Genomic DNA, 15,447 nt, shown 5'->3' with positions numbered 1-15,447 from the left:
CCGTGTGATCTGCCCCCTCCCCTCAGATCTGCCCCCTCCCCAGGAGCGCGATGCCCGACAGCCAGCCACGGCGGCCCGACGACAACGCGCCCGACAGCGCGGACGCGGCCTCCCCCGCCGAGCCCCCCGCCCTGGTCCTCGGCGGCGCCAGGCTCATCGACGGCCGGGCCGTGGACGTACGCCTCAGCGGCAGCCGGATCGAGGCCGTCGGCACCGCGGGCAGCCTCGCCGGCCGCGGCCCCCGCGTCGACCTCCGCGGCTACCTCCTGCTCCCCGCACCCGCCGAGGTTCACGCCCACGGCGACACCGCCCTCACCGCGGACAGCGCGGGCCCCGGCAGCCCAGGACCCGCCTCCCACCGCACCGAGGACATCCAGCGCCGCGCCACCGAGGCCGCTCTCCTCCAGCTCGGCCACGGAGCCACCGCCCTGCGCACCCACGTCCGCATCGGCGACGTTCGGGGACTCGCCCCGCTGGAGGCCGTCCTGCAGTCCCGGCGGGCCCTGCGCGGGCTCGCCGACGTCCTGCCGGTCGCGGTCCCCCGGCTGCTCACCGGCATCGCCGGGGCGGACAGCCTCGCCATGCTCAAGGACGCGGTGAAGATGGGCGCGGCCGTCGTCGGCGGCTGCCCCGACCTCGACCCCGACCCGACGGGCTACACCGAGGCCGTCCTGGAGATCGCCGCAGAGCACGGCTGCCCGGTGGACCTGCACACCGACGGGGACGATCCGGCCCGGTTGGCCCGGCTCGCCTCGATGGCCGCCGGCCTGCGCCCCGGCGTCGTCCTTGGCCCCTGCGCCGGCCTGGCCCACCTGCCCCTGGACGCCGCGACCCGGGCCGCCGACGGGCTCGCCGCCGCCGGGATCACCGTGGTCTGCCTCCCCCAGGGCGGCTGCGCCGGCTCGGAGCGCCGCACGACCGCCCCCGTACGGCTGCTGCGCTCGGCGGGCGTGCGCGTCGCGGCGGGGAGCGGGGCGCTGCGGGATTCGGCCAACCCGGTGGGCCGGGGCGATCCGCTGGAGGCGGCGTACCTCCTCGCCTCGCAGGCGGGGCTCCGCGCCGAGCAGGCGTACGAGCTGATCTCGACGACCGCCCGCGCGGCCCTCGGCCTGCCCGACGTGCGCGTCGAGGCGGGCTTCCCCGCCGAACTCCTCGCCGTACGCGGCGACCGGCTCTCCGCCGCGCTCTCCCTCGGCTACAGCCGCATCGTGGTCCACCGCGGCCGGATCGTCGCCCGCACCAGCGCCGTACGGGAGTACTGCGACTCCGACCCGGACGCCGCTGCGGGGCCCGGCGGACTGCCGCGCCAGGGCCGCCCCGATCCGGGCCCGGGTTCCGGCGGCGGGCCGAGGAACTGAGCGCGACCCCGCCGCCGGGCGTACGGTCGTGGGTATGCGCATTGTCATCGCAGGTGGACACGGACAGATCGCACTGCGGCTGGAGCGGTTGCTCGCCGCACGCGGAGACGAAGCCGTAGGGATCATCCGCAACCCCCAACAGAGCCAGGACCTGACCGACGCCGGCGCCGAACCCGCCGTGCTGGACCTCGAATCGGCCACCGTGGAACAGGCCGCGGAGGTGCTGCGCGGCGCCGACGCGGCCGTCTTCGCGGCGGGCGCGGGCCCGAACAGCGGCACGGCCCGCAAGGACACCGTCGACCGCGACGCGGCCGTGCTGTTCGCCGACGCGGCCGAGGCGGCGGGCGTCCGCCGCTTCCTCGTCGTCTCCGCCATGGGCGCGGACCCCGATCACGCGGGGGACGAGGTCTTCGACGTGTACCTGCGGGCCAAGGGCGCGGCCGACGCCGCCGTTCGCGCCCGTACCGCGCTGGACTGGACGATCCTGCGCCCCGGCATGCTGACGACCGACGCGGGCACCGGCCAGGTCCTGCTGGCCGCCTCGACGGGCCGCGGCCCGATCCCCCGCGACGACGTGGCGGCCACGCTGGTGGAGTTGCTGGACACCCCGGCGACGGCGGGCCTCACACTGGAGGCGATATCGGGCGGCAAGCCGATCACGGTGGCCGTGAAGGACATCGCGGGCAACTGACCGCAGGGTTGGGGCATCCCGGGGCGGGCGCCGGGGAAAGGCGTCCGCCCACCTCGCGCCTCTCTCCGGGCAGCGGGAAAAGGCATCCGCTCGGGCCTCGCGCCTCTCCGGGCGGCGGCGGAGGGCGTCCGCCCGAGTCCCGCGCCTCCTTCGGACAACGAAGAAGCCCCCGACCGGAGAACCGGTCGGGGGCTTTTCGTCCTGTGGCGGCGCCAGGGTTCGAACCTGGGTAGGCTGAGCCGGCAGATTTACAGTCTGCTCCCTTTGGCCACTCGGGCACACCGCCTGGAACGACGCGTCGGATCTCGTGGTGAGCTCCTTGGCGACGACGTAAACAATACCTGATGACCAGGGGTGCTCCGCCACCTCATTGATCGGCGGCTGCCCGGGGTGGCGGTGGCTAGGCTTGCGCTGTATCCCCCGCACATACGACGCAAGGAGCCACACGTCATGGCCGACTCCAGTTTCGACATCGTCTCGAAGGTCGAGCGGCAGGAGGTCGACAACGCCCTCAACCAGGCCGCCAAGGAGATCTCCCAGCGCTACGACTTCAAGGGCACGGGCGCCTCGATCTCGTGGTCGGGCGAGAAGATCCTGATGGAGGCGAACGGCGAGGAGCGCGTCAAGGCGATCCTCGACATCTTCCAGTCCAAGCTGATCAAGCGCGGCATCTCGCTGAAGTCGCTGGACGCCGGTGAGCCGCAGCTTTCCGGCAAGGAGTACAAGATCTTCGCCTCCATCGAGGAGGGCATCTCCCAGGAGAACGCCAAGAAGGTGGCGAAGACGATCCGCGACGAGGGCCCGAAGGGCGTCAAGGCGCAGGTCCAGGGAGACGAGCTGCGGGTCAGCTCGAAGAGCCGGGACGACCTGCAGGCCGTTCAGGCGCTGCTGAAGGGCAAGGACTTCGAGTTCGCGATCCAGTTCGTGAACTACCGGTAGTCACGGCAGCCGGATGCGCTGCACCAGGGGGCACACCGCCGAGGCCGACCTCGACGGCGTGCCTCTTCCTGTCTCCCGCCGCGTTCCCGTCTCCCGCTCAGCGCGCGGCCCCGAGTGCGGGCGTGATGTCCGAATACCGCCAGTGGGAGGGCGTGGCCCGGGCGCACACTGGCGGTACGGATCGGGAAGGTGAGCAGGCGATGACGACGACGGTGTACGCACGGGTGGAGAGCCCGCTGGGCGAGTTGCTGCTGGTGGGCGAGGTGCCGGAAGGCGCGGCGATGGACGGGGGCGGCTCGGTCCGGCTGGTCTCGCTGTCGGTGCCCGAGCAGAAGGGCGGGGCGGTCGTCCGGGACGGCTGGCTCCACGCCCCGGAGGCGTTCACGGAGGTGGCCGGGCAGTTGGAGGCGTACTTCGCGGGGCGCTCGACCCGGTTCGACGTTCCGCTGGCCGAGGGCGTCGGTACGGAGTTCCAGCGGCGCGTCTGGGCGGCGCTGGAGTCGATCCCGTACGGGAGCACGGTGTCGTACGGGGAGGTCGCGGCGCGGGTCGGGGCCTCGGGCGCCGGGGTGCGGGCGGTGGGGACGGCGATCGGACGCAATCCGCTGCTGGTCGTGCGGCCGTGCCACCGGGTGATCGGCGCGGACGGGGCGCTGCGGGGCTACGCGGGCGGGCTGGAGCGCAAGAAGCTGTTGCTGGGGATCGAGGGCGGGGCGGGGCGGGCCGAAGCGTGACGCCCTCTCCCCGGCCGGGCTCCGGCAGCCCTTCGCCGGGCGGTCCGCCTTCTGACGGCCCGCCCCCGGACGATCCGGTCCTGGGCGGGCCGGTTTCGGGTGGTCCCGTCCCGGGTGGCTCCGTCCCAGGCGGCGCTGTCCCGGACGATCCGGTCTTGGGCGGGCCCTCTCTCGACGGGCTGTTCCGACGGCCCCGGCAGGTGGTGGCGCCGGGGGCCGTCCATGTGCCGGAGTGGCTGTCGCCGGAGCGGCGGGCGGAGTTGGTGGTGGCGTGCCGTCAGTGGGCGCGAGGGCCCGTCCCGTTCCGGCAGACGGTGTTGCCCGGCGGCGGGGTGATGTCGGTGCGGACGGTGTGCCTGGGGTGGCACTGGCAGCCGTACCGGTACGCGCGTACGGCCGACGACGTGAACGGCGCGCGGGTGGCGCCCTTCCCGCAGTGGCTGGGCGATCTGGGGCGGGCCGCGGTGGCCGAGGCGTACGGGGACGAGGACGCGGCGCGGGCGTACGCCCCGGACACCGCGTTGATCAACTTCTACGACGACGCGGCGCGGATGGGCATGCACCAGGACAAGGAGGAGCGGTCGGGCGCTCCCGTGGTGTCGTTGAGCATCGGGGCGCGGTGCGTGTTCCGCTTCGGCAACACGGAGGGGCGGGGGCGGCCGTACACGGACGTGGAGTTGGCGTCCGGGGATCTGTTCGTGTTCGGCGGGCCGTCGCGGTTCGCGTTCCACGGGGTGCCGAAGGTGTACCCGGGAACGGCCGACCCGGCAGCGGGGCTGCGGGCCGGCCGGCTGAATCTGACGCTGCGGGAGACCGGGATGGCGTCGCGGGACGCGTAGGGCCTGTGGTCGCCGCTCGGCAGGCGGCAGTCCGACGGCAGGCCCTGGGTGAGCGGGACCGGTCGAAGTCCGGTCAGCGGCGGTCGCGGGAGTGGCCGAACAGCAGCCGGTAGGCGATCAGCAGGACCAGGGAGCCGGCTATGGCGGCGATCCAGGTCGCGGTGTCGTAGAAGTCGTTGCTGATGGGCCGGTCCAGGAACTGGCTGGAGAGCCAGCCGCCGACGAAGGCCCCGGCGATCCCGATGAGGGTCGTGCCGATGACGCCGCCCGGGTCGCGCCCCGGGAGGAGGATCTTGGCGATGAGTCCGGCGAGCAGGCCGAGAACGATCCAACTGATGATGCTCATGTCGTTGCACCTACCCCTTGCTTGGTCTTGGACTCGAAGACGCGGCGGGCAGGTGTTCGGTTGCTCGGGGGCCGCGCGGCGGTTCCGCTCAGGGGCTTCGGCGGGGTGGCGGGAACGCCGCGCGGGGCGGTCGGTCAGCGGGCAGCGAAGGGCTGGTCGGTGGGGACGATCTCCTTGCCGAAGGGCATCAGGGAGACGGGGATCAGCTTGAAGTTGGCGATGCCCAGGGGGATGCCGATGATCGTGATGCACAGGGCGATGCCGGTGGTGATGTGCCCCAGGGCGAGCCACCAACCGGCGAGGACCAGCCACAGGACGTTGCCCACGCACGAGGGCGACCCGGCGTCGCGGCGGTCGACGACGGTGTACCCGAAGGGCCAGAGGGCGTAGACGCCGATCCTGAAGGCGGCGAGCCCGAAGGGTATGCCGATGATCGTGATGCAGAGCAGGACCCCTGCGAGCAGGTAGCCGAGGAACATCCAGAACCCGCAGAGGATCAGCCAGATGATGTTCAGAAGGGTCTTCATGGGCGGTGACCTGCCATCTGTTCGAGTCGGGCGATGCGCTCCGCCATCGGCGGATGGGTGGAGAACATTTTCGCCATGCCCTGCCCGGGGCGGAACGGGTTCGCGATCATCATGTGGCTCGCGGTCTCGATCTTCGGTTCGGGCGGCAGCGGGAGCTGCTTCGTCCCGGCGTCGAGCTTGCGCAGGGCGGCGGCGAGGGCCAGCGGGTCTCCGGTGAGCTGGGCCCCGGAGGAGTCGGCCTCGTACTCGCGGGAGCGGCTGACGGCGAGCTGGATGATCGAGGCGGCGAGCGGCCCCAGGATCATGATCAGGAGCATGCCGAGCAGGCCGGGCCCCTCGTCGTCGTTGGAGCGGCCCACCGGGATCAGCCAGGCGAAGTTGACCAGGAACATCACGACGGAGGCCAGGGCCCCGGCGACGGACGAGATGAGGATGTCCCGGTTGTAGACATGGCTCAGCTCGTGGCCGAGGACGCCGCGCAGCTCCCGTTCGTCGAGGATCTGGAGGATGCCCTCGGTGCAGCAGACCGCGGCGTTGCGCGGGTTGCGGCCGGTGGCGAACGCGTTGGGCGCCTGCGTCGGCGAGATGTAGAGGCGCGGCATCGGCTGGCGGGCCGCCGTGGACAGCTCGCGGACGATCCGGTAGATCTGCGGCGCCTCGAACTCGCTGACGGGGCGGGCGCGCATGGCGCGCAGGGCGAGCTTGTCGCTGTTCCAGTAGGCGTACGCGTTGGTGCCGACGGCTACGAGGAGCGCGACGACGAGTCCCGTACGGCCGAAGAAACTGCCGATGACGATGATGAGTGCGGACAGTCCCCCGAGGAGTACGGCGGTCTTCAGCCCGTTGTGCCGGCGGTGCACGGTACGCCCTCCAAGTGGTGCAGCAGGGGAACCCTTTGCGTGGTGGTGCTCCACTCCCAGTGGAGCCTCCTGCACTGGTCAACGCCAGGCGGGAGGAGCTAGTTCCCTTGTGCGTGCGGCCGGAGGGCGGGGACGGTGCCGCGTGTTCGGGCCGGTCGGGCCCCCGGACCCGTACGGAGGGGCGCTGGGCCGTACGGGTGGCGGGGTGCGCCGTGGAGGAGCTGGGGGTGCCGGTGGGCCGGTGCGTCGCGGTGGTGAGGTTCGTCTCAGTGGCGTGCCCGCCGGCGCTGAGGTTCGTCCCGGTGGCGCCGTGATGCGTCCCGGTGGCGCTGTGCGGGTGTGTCCCCGGTCAGTGCTGCTGGGCGGGGAGCTTGGCCAGGGCGAGCGCCTCGGGGTCGGGCTGGACCTCGCTGGTGCAGTACCCGCAGCGGGAGGCGACGGCGGGGATCTCGCTGAAGCAGCGCGGGCAGTCGCGGAGGGCGGCCTTGATGTCGGGCGCCTCTTCCTTCGCGAACCGGTTCTGCACCTTGGCCATGGGGACCACGACGCAGAAGTAGAGGACCGCCGCGGTGATCAGGAAGGCGATGGCGGCGCTGACGAAGAGGCCGTAGGGGAAGTCGACGCCGTCGACCGTGTAGTGGGCCTTGCTGAAGTCTCCGGTGCCGCGGGTGGCGAGACCGATCAGCGGGGTGATGAAGGCGTTGCTGAAGCCCGTGACGACGGCGGTGAAGGCGGCTCCCACGGCGAGGCCGATCGCCATCGAGATGACGTTCCCGCGCAGGATGAAGTCCTTGAACCCGTTCAGCACTGCTCTCTCTCCTCCTGAGCCCGACGTGTCCACGTCGAATACGTGACGTATGCAGCCAAGACCATGCCCTGTGGCGGGGGCCGCGGGCAAACCGATCTTGCGGGGGCGGGAGGGGTCAGAACAGGCTGACGGAGGCGAAGCGCAGGACCGCCTGCGGGGCTCCGGAGAGCAGGATTCCGGCGGCGGCGGTGAGGACGATCGCGGTGGTGAGGGGGGTGGGGGCGCGGAATCGGCGCGGGCGGGCACGGGGCTCTTCCCCGGTGTCCGGAGCGGCCGTTTCCGGGGCTCCCTCCGGCGTACGGAAGAGGCTCGCGGTCCACTGAAGGTAGTAGTACAGGGCGATCACCACGTTGACGGCCATGACGACGGCGAGCCAGCCGAGCCCCGCGTCCACCGCCGCCGAGAAGACGGTCACCTTGGCGAAGAGCCCGATGATGCCGGGCGGCAGTCCGGCCAGGCAGAGCAGGAAGAACCCGAGCGCCAGGGCGGCCAGGGGGCGGGTGGCGTACAGGCCCCGGTAGTCGGTGAGCCGGTTGCCGGGGTGCGTACGGGAGACCAGGGCGGCGACCGCGAACGCGCCCAGGTTCACGACGGCGTACATGAGGGCGTACGCGACGGTCGAGCCGATCTGTTCGTCGCTGGAGTACGCGGCGGCGGCGATCGGGACGAGGAGGTAGCCGGCCTGGGCGACGGAGGACCAGGCGAGGAGGCGGACGGCGCTGCGGGCGCGGTCGGCCCGTTGCCGGACGGCCGCGACGTTGCCGACGGTCATGGTGAGCGCGGCGAGGACGGCGAGGGCGGGCCCCCAGACGTCGGCGTACGAGGGGAAGGCGACGACGGTCACCAGGATGAGGCCCGAGAACCCGACGGCCTTTCCGACGACGGAGAGGTAGGCGGCGATCGGGAGGGGCGCGCCGACGTAGGTGTCGGGGACCCAGAAGTGGAAGGGCGCGGCGGCCGTCTTGAAGGCGAAGCCGACGAGCGTCAGGGTCACTCCGGTCTTGGCGAGGGTGTCGAGGACCGGGGTCACGTCGTCGAGCCGGGCGGCGATCTCGGTGAGGTGCAGGGTGCCGGTGGACGCGTACACGAAGCTGACGCCGAGCAGCATGACCGCGGTCGCGACGACGGAGGAGAGGAAGAACTTGAGCGCGGCCTCGGAGGAGCGCCGGTCGCCGCGTTTGATGCCGACGAGGGCGAACGCGGGCAGGGAGGCGACTTCGAGGGCGACGACGAGGGTGGCGAGGTCGCGGGCGGCGGGCAGCAGGGCCGCTCCCGAGGCGGAGGCCAGGAGCAGGAACCAGTACTCCCCCGCCGGCAGCCTGCGGGTGTCGTCGAGCGAGAGGAGGACGGTGAGGAACGCGCCGCCGAGGACGAGGGCCTGGATGACGACGGTGAAGTGGTCGACGGTGTAGCTGCACGCCTGGACGCCGGTGGTGAGGCAGAAGGTGGAGCGGTCGCCGGCGCGCAGGGGGATCAGGAGGGCGAGGGCGGCGGCGAGGGCGGTGAGGGCCCCGTAGCCGAGGAGCCGTTTGCGGGGCGCGGGCAGGAACAGGTCGGCCACCAGGACGACCAGGGCGGCCAGCGCGGTGAGCGTGGGCGGCGCGATGGCGAGCCAGTCGATGGACTGGACGAGGCTGGGGGCGTCGGCCGCGGCGAGACTTCCGGCCGTGGCGCCGATGCCGGGGCCGCCCGGGGCGGGCACGGCGGCCGGGCCCGGGGAGTGCGCGATGAGGGTGCCGGCGGTGGCGCCGAGGGCCGCCGTCACGACTTGCCTCCCGAGAGGAGCTTCTGCACGGCCGGGTCGGTGAGGCCGAGGAGGACGGCGGGCCAGAGTCCGGCGAGGACGGTGAGGGCGACGAGCGGGGTCCAGGCGGCGGCTTCGTACGGCTGGACGTCGGCGAGCTGCGGGGCGGGCGGGGCCTGCGGGGCGCCGGGGGTGGGCGGGGCTTGCAGAGTGCCGGGGGTGGTCGGGGCTTGCAGGGGGCCGGAGGTTGGTGAGGCAGCCGGGGCCGGAGTGGCGGCCGGGGGCTGCGGGGTGCCTGGTGCGGCTGGGGCCTGCGGGGCGTCCGGGGCTGATGCAGCTGACGGGGTCGGTGTGGTGGCCGGGGTCGTACGGGCGGGGAGGGCGTGCTCGCCCATGCAGACGCGGCGGACCACGATGAGCATGTACGCGGCGGTGAGCAGGGTGCCGAACGCCCCGATGGCCATGAAGGTGCGGAACGCCGGGCGGCTGAGCCCTTCGGCCGGGCTGTACGCGCCGAACAGGGTCAGCATCTCGCCCCAGAATCCGGCCAGTCCGGGCAGGCCGAGCGAGGCGACGGCGGCGAAGGCGAGCAGCGCGCCGAGGCGGGGCGCGCGGCCGTAGAGCGCCGCGCCGGTCGCTCCGGCGAGGGTGTCGAGGTCGGCGGTGCCGTAGCGGTCCTTGACCGCGCCGACCAGGAAGAAGAGCAGGCCGGTGATGAGGCCGTGGGCGATGTTCGCGAACAGCGCTCCGTTGACGCCGGTGGGCGTCATGGTGGCGATGCCGAGCAGGACGAAGCCCATGTGGCCGACGGAGGAGTAGGCGATGAGCCGCTTGAGGTCCCCCTTGGCCCCGGTACGGGCGAGGGCCAGGCAGGCGAGCGAGCCGTAGACGATGCCGACGACGGCGAACGCGGCGAGGTACGGCGCGAAGGTCCGCATGCCGTCCGGGGCGGCGGGGAGCAGGATGCGGACGAACCCGTACGTTCCCATCTTCAGCAGGACGCCCGCGAGGAGCACCGATCCGACCGTGGGGGCGGCGGTGTGGGCGTCGGGCAGCCAGCTGTGCAACGGCCACATCGGGGTCTTCACGGCGAGGCCGAGTCCGATCGCGAGAACGGCGATGACCTGCACGGACGTGGTGAGACCGCGGCCGTTGTCAGTGGCGAGTGCCACCATGTCGAAGGTGCCGCTCTTCAGCCCGACGAGGAGCAGGCCCAGCAGCATGACGACCGAGCCGAGCAGTGTGTAGAGGATGAACTTCCAGGCGGCCGCCTGCCGTTGGTCGCCGCCCCAGCGGTTGATGAGGAAGTACATCGGGATGAGGACCATCTCGAAGGCGAGGAAGAAGAGCAGCAGGTCGAGGACGGCGAAGGTGGCGAGGGTGCCGGACTCCAGGAGGAGGACGAGGGCGACGAACGCCTTCGGTGAGGGGCCCGCGGGCGGCTTGAAGTAGCTGTACAGCGCGCAGAGGAAGGTCAGCAGCGCGGTCAGGACCAGGAGGGGGAGCGAGATGCCGTCGATGCCGAGGTGGATGCGGACGTCGAGCGCCGGGATCCAGCTGATGTCGGTGGTGGCCTGCATCGTGGCGGGGTGGTCGTGGTCGAAGCCGACGGCCAGGACGATCGCGGCGATGAGGACGGCGCCGGTGACGGTCACGCCGTGGCGGAGCACGGCCTGGTCGGGGTTCCTGCCCTTGAGGCCGGGCGGGGCCGGGAGCAGGGCCGCGACGGCGCCGAGGAGCGGGCCGACGACGATGAACGCCAGAAGGAACTGCATCACGGACGGGCTGATATCGATCACGGTCACGACCCCGCGTTGACGTTGGCGAAGACGACGGCGGCGATCGCCAGGACGAGGGACCCGGCGAGCAGGGCGCTGACGTAGGTCTGCACGTTGCCGGTCTGAGCCCGGCGGACGGCGGTGCCGAGGAGGCGGGTGACGGCGCCCGTTCCGTTGACGTAGGTGTCGACGACCGCGCGGTCCAGGAAGCGGACGATCCGTGCCGCCCCCTGGACGGGCCGGACGAACAGCGCCGAGTAGAGCGCGTCGAGGTGGAATCCGGTGGCCGCGTGGCGGTGGAGGGGGCCGAGGAGGAGCCTGCCGGGGTCGGCCGGGTCGGGGGCGCCCGCGATGGTGCCGTAGACGGCGGTGTGGGACCTCATGGCCTCGGCTTCGACGAGGGCGGGCTCCGCGCCGGGGTGCGCGGTGACGGCGCCGATGGGGGTGCGGGCGGCGAGGGCGGTGGTGTGCCGCCAGGCGCCGTAGGTGACGAGTCCGCCGACGAGCGTGACGCCGGTGGACAGGACGGCGGTGGTGAGGGACGGCGTGAGGGCGTGCCCGTCGAACCAGTCGCCGAGCAGGCCGGCGGTGAGGCCGAAGCCGATGGTGGGCACGGTCAGGATCCACAGGACGGAGGTCATCGCGAGGGGCTGCCGGCCGTGGTCGGGGGCCTCGGCCCCGCGCCCGCGGAAGGCGAGGAGCCAGAGGCGTACGGCGTAGGCGGCGGTCAGGACGGCGGCGAGGAGCCCGGCGACCAGGATCGTCCAGCCCGCGGCGGCCGGGGCGACGGTCCGGTCCCCCAGCGCGGTGTGCTCGGCGGCGACGAGGACGGCTTCCTTGGAGAAGAAGCCGGCGAACGGCGGGACGGCGGCGAGCGCGAGCAGGGCGACCGTCATCGTCCAGTAGGCGTCCGGGACGCGGCGGGCGAGTCCGCCCGTCCGGGCCATGACGGCCAGCGAGTTGGTGCCGGCGGCGTGGATGACGACGCCCGCGGCGAGGAAGAGGACGGCTTTGAACGCACCGTGCGAGATCAGGTGGAAGACGGCCGCGCCCCGGTCGCCGACCGCGAGGGCGCCCGACATGTAGCCGAGCTGGCCGATGGTCGAGTAGGCGAGGACGCGTTTGATGTCGTCCTGGGCGAGGGCGGCGAGCCCGGACCCGACCATCGTGACGGCCGCCATCGCGGCGAGGACGACGAGCGCCGCGCCGGAGGCCGCGAAGACGGGCAGCAGGCGGGCCACGACGTAGATGCCGGCGGCGACCATCGTCGCCGCGTGGATGAGCGCGGAGACGGGGGTGGGGCCGGCCATCGCGTCGGGCAGCCAGGTGTGCAGGGGGAACTGGGCCGACTTGCCCGCGACGCCCGCGAGGAGCAGCAGGGCGATGAGGGTCGGGTGGTCGAGTCCGCCGTTGCCGACCGCCGCGAGGACCTTGGTGATGCGGAAGCTGCCGGTGTCGGCGGCGAGCGCGAACAGACCGATCAGGAAGGGGACGTCGCCGAGCTTGGTGACCAGGAACGCCTTGAGGGAGGCGGCACGGGCCTCGGGCGTCTCCCAGTAGTGCCCGACGAGGAAGTACGAGCAGATGCCCATGACCTCCCAGCCGACCAGGAGCACCATCAGGTCGCCGGAGTAGACGACCAGCAGCATGGCGGAGGTGAAGAGGGAGACGAGGGCGGCGTAGGAGGGGTAGCGGGCGTCGTCGCGGAGGTAGGCCGTGGAGTAGAGCTGTACGCAGGTGGCGACGACGGTGACGAGGACGGCGACCAGGACGGCGAACCCGTCGAGGTGCAGCGCCAGGTCGATGGGGACCGAGCCGGTGGGGGTGAGCTGGGTGGCGGCGTCGACGGCCCGTCCGCCGCCCTGGCGGACGGCGACGAGCACCGCGAGCACGGCGGCGGTGAGGGTCGGGAGGATCGCGAGCGGCCGGACGAACCCGGGGGCGGTACGGCCTGCGGCGAGGACGGCGAGGGCGCCGATGAACGGGAGGAGGGGGACGAGAGCGGCGAGGGTCGTGGTGGTCACGCGGTGGCCTCGGCCTTCTTCGTCCTGCCTGCGTTCTTCTTCGTGGTGCCCGCGTTCCCGCCCGGCCCGTCGGCCGGGGTCGCGGGCCCCCGACGGTCCGCGTCGTCGGCCCCGGAGGTCTCGGGGAGGTCTTCGGCGGCGTCGGTCTCGGCGGTGTCGCGGAGCCGGTCGATGTCGGAGGTGCCCCGGTTGCGGTGGACGGCCAGGACGATCGCGAGGCCGATGCCGATCTCGGCGGCGGCGATGGCGATGGTGAAGAGCGTGAGGGCCTGACCGGAGTGGAGGGTGTCGCGGAGCCAGACGTCGAAGGCAACGAGGTTGAGGTTGACGGCGTTGAGCATCAGCTCGACGGACATCAGGACCAGGATCGCGTTGCGGCGGGCGAGGACACCGTACAGACCGACGCAGAAGAGGAGGGCGGCGAGCACGGCGGGATAGGCGAGGTGCATCAGCGCTGCTCCTCCTGGCCGGGTGCGTCGGCCTCACGGGGCGTACGGGCGCGGGAGGGGGTGGACCTGTCGCCGGGGGCGGGACGGGCCTCGGCCTTCGTATCGGTGCCCGCGGTTTCGGCCCCTGGGGCCTCGGCCTTCGTGTCGGCGGCCGTGCCCGTGCCCGTATCCGCGTCCGTGTCGCGTTTGCGGGAGAGGACGATCGCGCCGACGAGGGCGGCGAGCAGCAGTACGGAGAGGGCCTCGAAGGGCAGGACCCAGTTGCGGAACAGGAAGGCGCCGGTGACCTCGGTGGAGCCCTGGGCCGGTCCGTCGAGCTCGATCCACGTGGTGCGGAAGGCGTCGGTCACGACCCAGACGAGGGCCGCCGCGGCGGCGACGGCCACCCCGAGGGCGACCGGGCGGTTGCCCGAGTCGGCGTCCGGGGAGCGGCCGACGGGGGCCCGGGTGAGCATCAGGCCGAACAGGAGGAGGACGACGATGGATCCGACGTAGATCAGTACCTGCACCCAGGCGATGAACTCCGCGGTGAGCAGCAGGTACTCGACGGCCAGCCCGCCGAGCGCGACGACCAGCCAGAGCGCGGCGTGCACGAGCTGCCTGGTCGTGACGGTGATGACGGCGGCCCCGAGGGTGACGAGGCCGACGAGGAGGAACGCGATCTCGACGCCGGACGGGGACAGGAAGCCGGGGTGGCCGCCGGCGGCTGAGGCGAGCGTGAGAGGGGCGGTGTGCGACGTCACGGGGTCCCTCCGTTCTCGTCCTGCCCCGCCGGCTGTTCCCGCTGCTCCTGTGCGAGCTGGGCGGCGAGCTTGTCCGCGGCCTTGCGGGCGGCGGCGATCTCCTTGGGCTCCTCGGCGGCCGGGTCGAGCGCGGGCGGCTCCGGCACGGTCCACATCCACTCGCGGAGCTTGTCGCGCTCGTGGGTGAGTTCGTGGATGTCCGTCTCCGCGTACTCGAACTCGGGCGACCAGAACAGCGCGTCGAAGGGGCACACCTCGATGCAGATGCCGCAGTACATGCAGAGGGAGAAGTCGATGGCGAAGCGGTCGAGGACGTTCCGGCTGCGCTCGCGGCCACCGGGGGCGGCGGGCGGGGAGGTCTCCTTGTGGGAGTCGATGTAGATGCACCAGTCGGGGCACTCACGGGCGCAGAGCATGCAGACCGTGCAGTTCTCCTCGAACAGCCCGATGACGCCCCGCGAGCGGGGCGGGAGTTCGGGCTGGACCTCGGGGTACTGCTCGGTGACGGTCTTCCTCGTCATCGTGCGCAGGGTGACGGCGAGGCCCTTGGCCAGGCCGGATCCGGGGAGCGGGGGCATCAGTTGATCGCCACCTTCACGATGCCGGTCAGCGCGATCTGCGCGAGGGCGAGCGGAACGAGCGTGGTCCAGGCGAGCTTCTGCAACTGGTCCTCACGCAGACGCGGGTAGCTGACGCGCAGCCAGATGACGACGAACGCGAGCACGGCGGTCTTGAGCAGCGTCCAGAGCCAGCCGAGCCCGTCGGCGCCGAACGGGCCGTGCCAGCCGCCCAGGAAGAGGACGGCGGTCAGGGCGCACAGGACGACGATGCCCGCGTACTCGGCGAGGAGGAACAGGGCGAACCGCAGCCCCGTGTACTCGGTGTACGCGCCGAAGATGATCTCGGAGTCGGCCACGGGCATGTCGAACGGGGGCCGCTGGAGTTCGGCGAGCCCGGCCGTGAAGAAGACCAGCGCGCCGATGATCTGCCAGGGCAGCCACCACCACTGGAAGCCGTCGAGGATGCCGGTGAGCGAGACCGTGCCGGCGGCCATGGCCACGGAGGCGGCGGCCAGGAGCATCGGCAGCTCGTAGGAGAGGAGTTGCGCGGCGGTGCGGAGGCCGCCGAGGAGGGAGAACTTGTTGGCGGAGGCCCAGCCGCCCATGAGCGACCCGAGCACGCCGACGCCCATGACGGCGAGCACGAAGAAGATGCCCGCGTCGACGGCCTGGCCCACCGCCCCGTCGCCGGGCCCCACCGGGATGACGGCGAGGACGAGGAGATACGGGAGGAGGGCGACGGCGGGGGCGAGCTGGAAGACGCGGCGGTCGGCGGCGGCCGGAACCACGTCTTCCTTCTGCGCGAACTTCACCCCGTCCGCGACGAGCTGGGCCCAGCCGTGGAAGCCGCCCGCGTACATGGGGCCGAGCCGGCCCTGCATGTGGGCCATCACCTTGTGTTCCGTCTGCCCCACGAGGAGCGGGGCGACCAGGAAGACGGCGAAGACGATGGCCAGGCGGAGGGCGACGTCGGACACGTCGTTCACTCGGGATCGCCTCCGGCGGGGTGGTCTGGGCGGGGGTGGGGGTGGTCGCCCGCGCCTGCCT

General features: G+C 72.6%; 16 protein-coding genes and 1 tRNA gene. 5 read left to right on the top strand and 12 right to left on the bottom strand.

Annotated elements, in window-relative coordinates:
- Positions 1 to 50: 50 nt before the first annotated feature.
- Positions 51 to 1,358: an amidohydrolase family protein gene (locus IF19_RS0114010; RefSeq protein WP_030112854.1), complete on the top strand. Its 1,308-nt coding sequence runs from the start codon at positions 51 to 53 to the stop codon at positions 1,356 to 1,358.
- Positions 1,359 to 1,392: 34 nt separating this feature from the next.
- Positions 1,393 to 2,049: an SDR family oxidoreductase gene (locus tag IF19_RS0114005; protein WP_030112855.1), complete on the top strand. Its 657-nt coding sequence runs from the start codon at positions 1,393 to 1,395 to the stop codon at positions 2,047 to 2,049.
- 204 nt (positions 2,050 to 2,253) lie between these two features.
- Here the strand turns inward: IF19_RS0114005 and IF19_RS0114000 are convergent.
- Positions 2,254 to 2,335: transfer RNA gene (locus IF19_RS0114000), tRNA-Tyr, on the bottom strand.
- Positions 2,336 to 2,499: 164 nt separating this feature from the next.
- Between IF19_RS0114000 and IF19_RS0113995 the strand changes: the two genes are divergently transcribed.
- The 3 genes from IF19_RS0113995 to IF19_RS0113985 all read left to right on the top strand — a co-directional run bounded on the left by IF19_RS0113995 (position 2,500) and on the right by IF19_RS0113985 (position 4,561).
- Positions 2,500 to 2,988 carry a YajQ family cyclic di-GMP-binding protein gene (locus IF19_RS0113995; protein ID WP_030112856.1) on the top strand — a complete coding sequence of 163 codons (489 nt, stop codon included), beginning with the start codon at positions 2,500 to 2,502 and terminating at the stop codon, positions 2,986 to 2,988.
- Positions 2,989 to 3,188: 200 nt separating this feature from the next.
- Positions 3,189 to 3,722: a methylated-DNA--[protein]-cysteine S-methyltransferase gene (locus IF19_RS0113990; protein WP_030112857.1), complete on the top strand. Its 534-nt coding sequence runs from the start codon at positions 3,189 to 3,191 to the stop codon at positions 3,720 to 3,722.
- Positions 3,723 to 3,877: 155 nt separating this feature from the next.
- A complete protein-coding gene (locus IF19_RS0113985; RefSeq protein WP_032748608.1) occupies positions 3,878 to 4,561 on the top strand; it encodes an alpha-ketoglutarate-dependent dioxygenase AlkB family protein in 684 nt (227 codons plus the stop codon).
- 73 nt (positions 4,562 to 4,634) lie between these two features.
- Here IF19_RS0113985 and IF19_RS0113980 read toward each other — a convergent pair whose 3' ends face one another.
- The 11 genes from IF19_RS0113980 to IF19_RS0113925 form a co-directional block, all read right to left on the bottom strand.
- The gene (locus tag IF19_RS0113980) at positions 4,635 to 4,907 is read right to left on the bottom strand and encodes a GlsB/YeaQ/YmgE family stress response membrane protein (protein ID WP_030277894.1); all 273 of its coding nucleotides are present in this window, start codon (positions 4,905 to 4,907) and stop codon (positions 4,635 to 4,637) included.
- Positions 4,908 to 5,041: 134 nt separating this feature from the next.
- On the bottom strand, positions 5,042 to 5,434 hold the full coding sequence (locus IF19_RS0113975; protein WP_030112860.1) for a YccF domain-containing protein: 393 nt from the start codon (positions 5,432 to 5,434) through the stop codon (positions 5,042 to 5,044).
- A complete protein-coding gene (gene htpX / locus IF19_RS0113970) occupies positions 5,431 to 6,294 on the bottom strand; it encodes a zinc metalloprotease HtpX (RefSeq protein WP_030277895.1) in 864 nt (287 codons plus the stop codon). The genes IF19_RS0113975 and htpX overlap by 4 nt, the downstream gene beginning before the upstream one ends.
- Before the next feature lie 349 nt (positions 6,295 to 6,643).
- Complete coding sequence (gene mscL / locus IF19_RS0113960; RefSeq protein ID WP_030112863.1) at positions 6,644 to 7,102, bottom strand: large conductance mechanosensitive channel protein MscL; 459 nt, start codon at positions 7,100 to 7,102, stop codon at positions 6,644 to 6,646.
- A gap of 115 nt (positions 7,103 to 7,217) precedes the next feature.
- Positions 7,218 to 8,867: an NADH-quinone oxidoreductase subunit N gene (locus tag IF19_RS0113955; RefSeq protein ID WP_030112864.1), complete on the bottom strand. Its 1,650-nt coding sequence runs from the start codon at positions 8,865 to 8,867 to the stop codon at positions 7,218 to 7,220.
- Entirely contained in the window at positions 8,864 to 10,651 is a 1,788-nt protein-coding gene (locus IF19_RS0113950) for an NADH-quinone oxidoreductase subunit M (protein WP_030289982.1), read from the bottom strand. The genes IF19_RS0113955 and IF19_RS0113950 overlap by 4 nt, the downstream gene beginning before the upstream one ends.
- Positions 10,648 to 12,648 carry an NADH-quinone oxidoreductase subunit 5 family protein gene (locus tag IF19_RS0113945; RefSeq protein WP_030112866.1) on the bottom strand — a complete coding sequence of 667 codons (2,001 nt, stop codon included), beginning with the start codon at positions 12,646 to 12,648 and terminating at the stop codon, positions 10,648 to 10,650. Before IF19_RS0113945 ends, IF19_RS0113950 begins: the two co-directional genes overlap by 4 nt.
- Complete coding sequence (nuoK, locus tag IF19_RS0113940; protein WP_030120078.1) at positions 12,645 to 13,097, bottom strand: NADH-quinone oxidoreductase subunit NuoK; 453 nt, start codon at positions 13,095 to 13,097, stop codon at positions 12,645 to 12,647. The genes IF19_RS0113945 and nuoK overlap by 4 nt, the downstream gene beginning before the upstream one ends.
- A complete protein-coding gene (locus IF19_RS0113935; protein WP_030112868.1) occupies positions 13,097 to 13,840 on the bottom strand; it encodes an NADH-quinone oxidoreductase subunit J family protein in 744 nt (247 codons plus the stop codon). Before IF19_RS0113935 ends, nuoK begins: the two co-directional genes overlap by 1 nt.
- A complete protein-coding gene (locus tag IF19_RS0113930) occupies positions 13,837 to 14,418 on the bottom strand; it encodes a NuoI/complex I 23 kDa subunit family protein (protein ID WP_030112869.1) in 582 nt (193 codons plus the stop codon). Before IF19_RS0113930 ends, IF19_RS0113935 begins: the two co-directional genes overlap by 4 nt.
- Positions 14,418 to 15,386 carry a complex I subunit 1/NuoH family protein gene (locus IF19_RS0113925; RefSeq protein WP_030112870.1) on the bottom strand — a complete coding sequence of 323 codons (969 nt, stop codon included), beginning with the start codon at positions 15,384 to 15,386 and terminating at the stop codon, positions 14,418 to 14,420. The genes IF19_RS0113930 and IF19_RS0113925 overlap by 1 nt, the downstream gene beginning before the upstream one ends.
- Positions 15,387 to 15,447: the final 61 nt, after the last annotated feature.

This window comes from Streptomyces californicus (assembly GCF_000717645.1).
In the GTDB taxonomy this organism is placed as follows: Bacteria; Actinomycetota; Actinomycetes; order Streptomycetales; family Streptomycetaceae; genus Streptomyces; species Streptomyces californicus.
Note: the sequence above shows the minus strand (reverse complement) of the source record. Positions and strands in the feature narration are given on the sequence as shown.

Excerpts from the sequence above, each read along its gene's own strand:
- IF19_RS0114010 (WP_030112854.1), top strand. The coding sequence starts at position 51 with ATGCCCGACAGCCAGCCACGGCGGCCCGACGACAACGCGCCCGACAGC.
- IF19_RS0114005 (WP_030112855.1), top strand. The coding sequence starts at position 1,393 with ATGCGCATTGTCATCGCAGGTGGACACGGACAGATCGCACTGCGGCTG.
- IF19_RS0113995 (WP_030112856.1), top strand. The coding sequence starts at position 2,500 with ATGGCCGACTCCAGTTTCGACATCGTCTCGAAGGTCGAGCGGCAGGAG.
- IF19_RS0113990 (WP_030112857.1), top strand. The coding sequence starts at position 3,189 with ATGACGACGACGGTGTACGCACGGGTGGAGAGCCCGCTGGGCGAGTTG.
- IF19_RS0113980 (WP_030277894.1), bottom strand. The coding sequence starts at position 4,907 with ATGAGCATCATCAGTTGGATCGTTCTCGGCCTGCTCGCCGGACTCATC.
- IF19_RS0113975 (WP_030112860.1), bottom strand. The coding sequence starts at position 5,434 with ATGAAGACCCTTCTGAACATCATCTGGCTGATCCTCTGCGGGTTCTGG.
- nuoK (WP_030120078.1), bottom strand. The coding sequence starts at position 13,097 with ATGCACCTCGCCTATCCCGCCGTGCTCGCCGCCCTCCTCTTCTGCGTC.
- IF19_RS0113930 (WP_030112869.1), bottom strand. The coding sequence starts at position 14,418 with ATGCCCCCGCTCCCCGGATCCGGCCTGGCCAAGGGCCTCGCCGTCACC.